Annotated in this window: 9 protein-coding genes; all 9 read right to left on the bottom strand. The window is 40.5% G+C overall.

All coding sequences use genetic code 11. The annotated features are described in order from the left end of the window. Positions 1–715, bottom strand: a 715-nt coding sequence (locus AAEY88_RS12300) for a CHC2 zinc finger domain-containing protein (protein WP_350562829.1), incomplete at its 3' end; no start/stop codon positions are given. Between the two features lie 662 nt (positions 716–1,377). Next, positions 1,378–2,571 carry a hypothetical protein gene (locus tag AAEY88_RS12295; RefSeq protein WP_350562827.1) on the bottom strand — a complete coding sequence of 398 codons (1,194 nt, stop codon included), beginning with the start codon at positions 2,569–2,571 and terminating at the stop codon, positions 1,378–1,380. After that, positions 2,568–3,968 (bottom strand): hypothetical protein, encoded by a 1,401-nt coding sequence (locus tag AAEY88_RS12290; protein WP_350562825.1) that lies wholly within the window; start codon positions 3,966–3,968, stop codon positions 2,568–2,570. Before AAEY88_RS12290 ends, AAEY88_RS12295 begins: the two co-directional genes overlap by 4 nt. Before the next feature lie 2 nt (positions 3,969–3,970). Continuing rightward, positions 3,971–4,528: a helix-turn-helix domain-containing protein gene (locus tag AAEY88_RS12285; RefSeq protein WP_350562823.1), complete on the bottom strand. Its 558-nt coding sequence runs from the start codon at positions 4,526–4,528 to the stop codon at positions 3,971–3,973. Positions 4,529–4,620: 92 nt separating this feature from the next. Then, positions 4,621–4,944, bottom strand: coding sequence for a hypothetical protein (locus AAEY88_RS12280; protein ID WP_350562821.1), 324 nt, complete (start codon positions 4,942–4,944; stop codon positions 4,621–4,623). Further along, positions 4,944–5,705 (bottom strand): ParA family protein, encoded by a 762-nt coding sequence (locus AAEY88_RS12275; protein WP_350562819.1) that lies wholly within the window; start codon positions 5,703–5,705, stop codon positions 4,944–4,946. The genes AAEY88_RS12280 and AAEY88_RS12275 overlap by 1 nt, the downstream gene beginning before the upstream one ends. Before the next feature lie 67 nt (positions 5,706–5,772). Further along, positions 5,773–6,717: a tyrosine-type recombinase/integrase gene (locus tag AAEY88_RS12270; RefSeq protein ID WP_350562817.1), complete on the bottom strand. Its 945-nt coding sequence runs from the start codon at positions 6,715–6,717 to the stop codon at positions 5,773–5,775. 126 nt (positions 6,718–6,843) lie between these two features. Further along, positions 6,844–7,611 (bottom strand): hypothetical protein, encoded by a 768-nt coding sequence (locus tag AAEY88_RS12265; protein ID WP_350562815.1) that lies wholly within the window; start codon positions 7,609–7,611, stop codon positions 6,844–6,846. A gap of 99 nt (positions 7,612–7,710) precedes the next feature. After that, the coding region (locus AAEY88_RS12260) for a DnaB-like helicase C-terminal domain-containing protein (RefSeq protein WP_350562814.1) at positions 7,711–9,106 on the bottom strand (1,396 nt) is incomplete at its 5' end.

Raw genomic sequence — 9,106 nt, 5'->3', positions numbered from 1 at the left:
TATCTGTGTTACCTATTACTTCTTGGTTAAATATCTCACCAGTGCCACCAATGCTGGAAGCTGGCTTGTAGTGTCGTTTTTCTTTGGGTGCTTCTGTATCGGTATTGCGTTGCTGATAGCTGTAAGTACCGTCTAGGCGTTTAAGTGGAATAACCAGAGCTTCATTCATGCCATTAGAATTGGTGTAGCCTAGCTTAAATCGCTTCGCTACTTCGTCACTAATGCCACGCCTTCTGTGGTACTCACTAGAAGCTAGGTTAGCGTGTGCTTGCTCTATAACGTCTCTGAAGTCTCTAACTGGTGTCTGTGGCTGTTGTGGCTGCATAGGCTGGCGTGTAGTGTTCTGATAGTCTGGGATTTGTTCGGCTGCTTGTGCTTGGTGTTGCTTAGGCTGTTTTATGGTTTGGCTGTTTGTCGGCTTATTGTCCGTGCTTTGTCCATAGCCGTAAATCTCTTTAATGCGGTTAATGCCCTGTCCTTGCGATAAGTTTTCCATTAACTCACAAGCGGAGAATGTATCGTAGTGTGCATCACATGAAAAACACTTTAAGTAGTGTCCGCTATTGTTATAGCTCATGCTGGGGGTCTTATCGGAATGACTGCCACTAATACAAGCTATGTTCTTGTCACCAGATAAATGAATACCATGCCTTGCTAGATAATCTGGAAGCTTGGCTTTTAAAGTGTCGATTTCAGCTTGCGATAATTTAGCCATTAATGAAGTTCTCCGATTGATTTTTTGGGTGGGATATTCTTCATTTTATCACTTGCCACCTATGCCAATAGGGGTGGCTAAGTGTAGTTAATAGCTTACTAAGAGCTAACTGACTTTTTGGTGTTCTCTGTAGGCTTTGCTGTTAATAGCCTGTAGCGTTTGGTCTGCTGTGGACTACCTTAACATTTGAGGGTTTTTGCTGTGGACTACCTTAACATTTGGGCTTTTTTGCTGTGGACTACCTTAACATTTTAGGGTTTTTGCTGTGGACTACTGCAATGTTTTAAGTATTTATTGATGATATTGGCGTTTAAAGGAAGTCTCTTATAGGTTCACTTAAGCCATAACTAAGCAGTCTTTATTTAATTAGCTAACATCAAAACTATATAACCTTGTCGGCGTGAGCCTATCCTGCGATAGATAAATGGGGTCAATTTGTCGGTAATCGCCTATCCTGCAATCCAATAAAACAGCCAAACAAACAGACACAAGCCACTTGGATAACAGCCTTAAGTTGTCTTAAGTTGTGTTAAGTTGTCTTAGGTTGTTTGATGAAATGATTTTATAAAACTTGGTTGTCTTAGGTTGTCTTAGGTTGTTTTTCTTCAAATCTAGGTTGTGTTAAGTTGTCTTAGGTTGTTTCTTAGCAGTATTCTAAGCTGCTAACTATCTTCATGTGTAGGTTGTGCTTTCTTAGCTATAGTAGTGCGTCTGGCTCTCTTCTTTTCCTGCTTCTGTTTATGCTCTATAATTCTTCCTACGGCTGGGTAAATATCTTTCATAAGGTCTGGCTCATCTTTCATCTCAATAATATTTATAAATAAATCTTTCAGTAAATCATATCTAGCAATGTTATCTTTTTCTTCTTCGGTCAATCTTTCACCTTTAGCCTTGCACCATTCCCACTTTAAGATAGCTCCGTTTTCATCGTCTAAAATCTTCTCTAGTGGCTCTACTATGCTTCTACTGTAAGCTCTGTCACCTTCTCTTACCTGCTCTAGCGTCTGCCATGTGCCAATCCACTCTATAGCCTTTTCTAAGCTAATCATTCTACCTTGTACTGGTGTCTTCTGTTCTTTCTTTCTAGGAGTATGATTTGTAGGAATACAGAAGTAACGCATTAGCTCTGTATGGAAGCGATAGGAAGCTTCGTCTGTGATTTTAAGCAAGCTCTTTCTAAAAGGCGTTAAGTAACCCATACTTAGGTATTGCATAAATAATGGGTCAAAATAAAGTGTAATGGTGTCCTTAGTTGCTCCTTTGGTGCTGTAGTCAAAACCAGTTATGATATTAGTTACTCTTATTCTGTCGTGTGCATCTTTACCTCTAATCATTTCTGCGGTTATCTTTATTTGTATTCTATTTAATACGTTTAATGCTTCGATAACTTCTTTCTTAAATTGTGACTTTCTAACACGGTTTTCTATATCTCTGCCAATACTGTTGGCTATATTATAAAGCGTTAAGTTAATAGCCTTATTATTAACGAAGTCCTGACCAACTGCATTGGTAGCCAGTGCTTCCATATTTGCAGAATTTAAGAGCTTGGACGCTAAGATATTGGATTTAATCTTATCGCTATAATAGCCTTTAATGGTAAGTGATATATCATCGAAGGGTGCTACGCCATCGCCTGTGGTCATCTCTTTTATCTTAAGATTGCTCTTAGATACCGATACTTTATTAACAGCGTCCGTGCCTGCATTGCGTAGGATAGTCTGGAAGTTACTTTCTTTCTGCTCTGGTACTGCCTTTTCTTGATACAGACTAACTTTAGCTGTTGGTTCAAGGTTGGCAAAAGCGAGCACATCAAGCGTAGAAGTAGTGTCTGGCTCTAAGTCTTCTCTTTTCTTCATGGCTCTAGTCCTGTTAAGTAATTACCTACCAATCTAACTGCTTCTCCTTTACTAGAAGCATTGGCGATTATCTCTTCTGTCTTCGCCTGCTCATGTGGCTGTATAGCTACGTCCTCTTCGGTAAAGTCTGGCATGAATAAGGCTTTAACTTCTTTCCTAAGTTCTATTGTTGACCTTTCATCTTCTAGCAATCCATAGCGATAAATAAAGAATTCTATGCCTTCAAAACTGCTGATTATTCTCTCATGTGTTACCTGCCCTTTTGAGAAGTCAAAAACAGATAGCTCCTTAACGCCTGTTATCTCTATAAACTTACCTAAGCCATAACCGAAGCCGTTAATACGCTTTAAAGAGTGCTTTAACTGATAGTAAGTTTGAGCTATTCTGTTGATTAACTCTTCATCTTTTAGAATGTTTTCGGATAAAGAAGAAGATACCCCTAATCCTATTTTGTAGTGATAAGTACCATCTTTAATATTCTGCTCAAAAATTGCGCTAACGTCTTCTTCTATAACTGCTACTCCGCTTGTTAAGTCGCTTCCTTCGCCATTCTCTAAAGTTAGTCTAGGTTTGTCGTAGCTTTCTTTTGCTGTCAATATATCTAGGTCGTAAGCTGTCTTAAAGTCTATTAAGTCATCTCTGATATAGTCCGCTTCTTCCATCTTCGCTAATCGCTCTAAGCCTTTAAGCTTGCTATATTTACTAATGACTGCTTGCACGAAGTCTGGATAATCTTTTACAAAATCTAGTGGTGAGTTTGGGTCGTCTGCCTCTTGTGGGTCATACGCATCTTTCCACTGGTGCAAGTAATCTAGTTTATTGTTTTCTTCTAAAGTGCTGTTGTGTGCATAGATAGCCTTGTACTTCTCTACCATGTGAGTTGGTATAGACTGCTTCTCCAACTGCTTGAAAATATCATCGTATGGTGTAACCTCGCCTTCTTTATACTTAGGTGTGTATGTCTCTGCTTCGTGTAGCATTAACCGTATGAAGGAGTAGCTATACTCTTCTACTCTAGCTCTAGCTTCGCTTAAGAGCTTTTCATAATCTCGCCTTGTTAAAATTCTAGGCTGGGTGGCAAGTGCATAGTAAGCTTCTTCTGCGTCTTTAATTTTAGTCCAGTAGCTATGTAGCTGAAGATAGATAACTGCGAGCTTCCTTGACTCTATTTGGTAGTCCATCTGGAAGGCGATAATGTATCGCTGTATGTCGGTGTAATCATTAAATACCTTACCGTCCGTATGGTTATCTATGTACTTGTGAAGGTTTGCTATCTCTTCTTGGCTTAGGTTTGGCTTGCCTGCTTGCGTGTCTGCTAAATCAATAAGCAATATTCTGCCTAGCTCTTCGCCTGTGAGCTTCTTTTTCTTTAACAAGGTTCTGATTGCTGAAGCCATTATTAACGTCCTTCTAGTGCGAGTTCTATTGTCTCTAGTTTATGCTTAATATCCTTAACCTCGATAGCTTTTAAAAGGTTGGTGATAATCGCACTCTCTTTGGTTGCCTGCTCTGTGGTTACTTCGCCTTCTCTAACTCTTAACAGTAGGTCATTTAAAGCGACTAATACATTCTGCATATAATCGCCATTAGTAGCAATGAAGGTAGAAGGGGCGGTATTGATAGGCAAGTATTCATCTTTCAAGGCTGCAGAGTATTTTAACTTCAAGTCTAATAGCTTCTCTGGGTTCGCTTCACTTAATCCAATCGTGTCTATAGCAGTGTCGATAGTCTTAACGGCTTCTCCTAGCTGTGTTATCCGTGCTTCCCTTGTCATGTGGTAGCTGTCGTATAACTCTTTTAACCTAACCTCTTTATGCTCTGCTATCTGTTCTCTAAGCTCTGCTTCCCATCTGGTGCAAGTGTCCTTGTGAATACCAATCTCTTTGGCAATAGCACGGTAACTTTTGCCTTCTGCTCTTAACTGCACATACTTAAGCTTGTCTTCGATAGGTCGCATTTTACTATTTATCCTTCTCACTTGGTTTCTACTTCCGCTAATCTTAATTAACCGAAGTAGCTATTAATAAGGTGATTATCAGTAGGAATAACCTAAGCAATGGTATTGGCTTTTAATATTGTGTTGATAGTGTCGTTTACGCTGGTGTTGTTATCTTCTGCCAACTGCTTAACGGCTTCATAAACAGAAGGCTGTAGGAGTATCTGTACTCGTCTGCTTTTGGTCTCTGCGTCTTTGGGTGTAATCATAACTTTACTTCTCGCTTGCTTACTGCTCTTAGCTCTAGGCTTGGCTTTGGTGGTAGTCTTCGTAGTATCGGCTTGTGCTTCGTTTGCTTTGTCTTCTACCTCACCTTCTGGAATATTAATATATGCCATAGCTGGGCTGGCTTGTGTGAAGCTCTTCTTAGTTGTCATTAGTTAATCTCCTTCCAGATTGCTTGCATAAGGTCGTTGTAGTCCTGCGAAGCGTTGCTTTTATCATCATAGGTAAATAGGTCTTTACGTGTGGCTTGTGCTTCTTTAACCGATACGCTCTCACGTATTACCTGCGAATATACTTTAGTGTCTAATTGGCTTGCTGTTTGCTCTATGACTTCGTGAAGGTCACGGCTTAAGATGGTTCTAGGATTGTGTCTAGTTAAGACAATACCTAATACCTTTAGTTCTTTGTTGGTGTAGCGTTTGATAGCGTCTAAGCTCTGTCCTAGCTGCGTGATACCTTGCAGACTAAATATATCGGCTTGTGCTGGAATGATTGCAAAATGACTAGCAGTTAAAGCATTAACCATAATCACGTTTACGCTGGGCGGAGTGTCCATAACTACATAATCATAGCCCTGTAAATCTTGCAGAGCTTCTTTTAACTTATACTCTTTACCTGTACCGTTTAATATCATGTCGATATTGGCTAGCTTAGGGTCTGAAGGAATAACATTAAATCCTTCTTTAGTTAGCTGTATCTTGCCAGCTTCCAGTTCACCAGTGATAAGAAGCTGCAGACTTGAATAGTTACTGTGGCTAGAGTTCGTAGCGTAGGTTAGGTTGCCTTGTTGGTCTAAATCAATGAATAGTACCTTCTGCTTCTTCTTAAGCTGTAACCATGCTCCAATAGCGTGAGCGGTGGTAGTCTTACCTACTCCGCCCTTCTGATTAATTACTGCTATTACTTTAGGCATCTGTAAACTTCCATATTATAAGTATGTGTATGCTTATGTGTATGTTCATTATACACTAAAACCTTATTTAGCTGAAGATACTATTACTTATAATGCCTTCGCATGGATTAGCGATACGCTGTAGGTTGTGAGCGTAAATCTCTGTAGTAGCTACGTTTGTGTGTCTGGCAAATTGGCTGGCTTCCTGTAATGTGCTTCCGCCTATCAATGACAAGGTAATAGCAGTATGTCGCAAGCTGTGAGCGGTTAGGCGTGTGCTGTTAAGGTCTGCTTCTTTGAGCTTCTCCTTCACCAGTCCGCTAATGGTTCTAGTGCTTAGTCGCTTGCCTTTGCTATTATTGCTGGTGCTAGTGAAGAGCGGTTCTTTCTCGCCTGCACCATTTCTAGTAGATAGATAAACTCTAATGGCTTTCTCTACGTCTCTAGTGACTACTGCATACTCTGATTTTTCATCTTTACCCTTGCCCTGCACATACAGAACAGTCTTATCTCCTAGCGTCCGCAAGTCCTCTACGTCTGCTCTAGCTACTTCAATAGTGCGAAGCCCACAAGTAACCATTAACACGAACATAGCGTAGTTACGCTTTGCTGCATCATCATCTTTTGAGAATGTAGCTAATACGTCCTTCACCTGTTCTAGTGTTAAAGCGTCCTTCTTGTGTCCATGCTCTACCCTAGCTCCTTTGATATTGTCGGCTATGTTCTTATATAAGCCTTCCTGCTCTAACCATCTGAAGAAGAGCCTTGTCGCTGTTATATAGGTCTTTACCGTGCTTGGCTTCGTTGTAGCTTTTAACTCGTCTCTGAAGGCGATTATGTCCGCTCTGATAGGCTGCATTACTCCATTGTCAGCGAAGTAAACAAACAAGCGTTTTAATGCTTTGGTGTAGGTCTCTGCAGTCGTTGGTCTTACGTCTAAAAACTCTATGAAGCGAATGTATAGCTCTTCACTGAATGGACTACTAACAGTGGTTAGCGTCTGGCTGGCTGGATTAACGGTTAGCTGGTTCATGTGATAGCCTTATGTGTATAGAGTATAATTATAAGTATGTGTATATATATGTGTATGTGTATATATTAGCACAATAAAAAACCCTGCACAATCGGCAAGGCTTCTATTCTTAAGGGCTGTCTATAATCATTCTACTAGGTTTAATATCTTCTTGGCTTCTAAGGTTAGCGAAGTAAAGCACTCTGTTTGTCCACCAAACGGAATAAACGGCTCATACTTTAGAAGCTTATTAACTTTAAGCATTGTCTTTTCTAAGTCGTAAACCTCGCCTGCGTCTCCTTCTAATACTAATATCGGCTCTATATAGTAAGGCATGGCATTAGGTCTAAATCGCTCTTTTAGCTGCTTTGACGTGATACCAACTTTAATGAATGGCTTCTCATAATAACGATGAGCTTCAGGTAGTGGGCTATGACAAGTGATAACGTAAAAACTAGCACGTCCTCTATTGTTATATTTGCACCTCTCTACGAAGTCCGTTTTACTCCACCCATTAGCTATGGTTGGTACGCAATCAGGACAACCTTGTCCTCTAATATGGTTCTTAGGTAGCGTTGTAAAAGCACCATGATACAAGCAACTAACGGTAATCGGTTTATTGAGTGCTTTGTAATTATCAAGGTCATAGATATAACGCCCTTCGCCATGCTTGGCTGCAGCTTCAGCTATAAAACTGCTCGCACGTTCTAACCTTTTGCACTCTTTACACCCTCCGTAGGGTTGGTCTAAGTGACTGCTAGGCTTGGTCTTAAACTCACTATTACAGACATTACATTTTAAATATAAATCAAAAAATAGCGGAGCTTGCTCTTCTTTTGAGTAGTCAAAACGATTGCCCCATTGCTTACGTGCCTTTGCTAAAAAGATAACACTGGCTTCACATATCCAGCACATAGGCGGAGCGTTAATTAACCTCTTACCAATTGGTCTATGGTTTCCGCATCTAGGACAATCAATTTTTAACTCTTCTTCTATCATGGCTAAACTCATTACTTAATAAGACTTAGTTTTAGTTTTCTTGGTTTGTTCTCTGCGTTGCTTGTTGGCTATCATCTCTTTAACTTCTTGAAGCTCGCCTGCGTCCATCTGCTTGAAGTGGTTATGTGCAAGTCTGGCTTTGAAGCTAGCTATTCCTAGCGTACCGTTACGGTTCTTCAGTACCTTAACGTCTATCTGTCTGTAGGCTTCTTCTAGTGCTTCTTCTGTTGGCATACCTGTTCTTAATGCGGTGAGCTGCAGAGCTAATAGCACGTCTGCGGTGTATTCAATTTCTCCACTTTCTTTGAAACTTGAGAAGCTGGCTTCTTCTCCATAGCTGCCACGATTAAAGCTACTTATTACCATTACTGGAGTGTGCTTATCACGGCTTAACTGCTTCAGCATATAAACATCATAAGATACCTTTGCCTTGTCACTTAGTTTGGCATCGGCTGGCTGTAGTATCTGCAGATAGTCCACCAATACAACTGGTGTGCGTCCTGTGGCTTCGATATGCTCTTCTACTGTCTTCTTAATGTCATTAACCGTAAATCTACCTACGGCTTCGTGTATGTGTACCCTCTGAACATATTGCCAGTATGCTTGCATGGCTTCTGTAGAATTGCTTTGTTGCTCTGGCATTAACTGCTCTCTTAACTGTCTGTCTAATACTTCCAGAGTTGTTACAGCATATCTATCATCTTTTTCATAGCTTTCACGGGCTATGCTTTTAGCTCTTAACTCATGGCTTCCCATCTCTAAACTAAAGATAAGTACGTCTCTATTTTGCTTGGCGATATTGTCCATTATCTGAAGTGCTAAAGTTGTTTTACCTAAGCTACTAATGCCACCAATACAGTATAAACCTTCACGAAGTCCGCCTCTTAACGTCTTATCTAGAGTGCTGAAGCCAGTGCTTATAGCTGGTGGTCTCTTAGTGTTCACAAACTGCCAGAAGTCGCTAATATTACTCTCTACGGTTCGCTGTAGGTAGGCTTTAGCTTTGGCTTGCTTCTCGTCTCCGATACTTCTAACAAGCTTTGCAAAATTGTCTGGCTGTGTGGCTATTGCTTCGTTTGCGTCTTTTTTGTTGAAGCTTACATTAATATCATGGCTCGTAACGCCTACTATCTGAAGCTGCTCTTTAAGCTTGGCTTGTGCGTTGCGTCCTGCTTCGTCATTATCTAAAGACAATATAATAGTATGCTTATCTTTATGTCTTCCTAGTAGTTCAATCAGCTTGCTTGTGCCAACTCCATTTATAGCGACTGCTTCTCCGCCTGCTTGGATAATGCTTAAAGCGTCTAATGCTCCTTCAGTCACGAATATTGGCTTATCTGTGTTACCTATTACTTCTTGGTTAAATATCTCACCAGTGCCACCAATGCTGGAAGCTGGCTTGTAGTGTCGT

The organism is Psychrobacter sp. CAL346-MNA-CIBAN-0220, from assembly GCF_040309805.1.
Classification (GTDB): Bacteria; Pseudomonadota; Gammaproteobacteria; order Pseudomonadales; family Moraxellaceae; genus Psychrobacter.
Note: the sequence above shows the minus strand (reverse complement) of the source record. Positions and strands in the feature narration are given on the sequence as shown.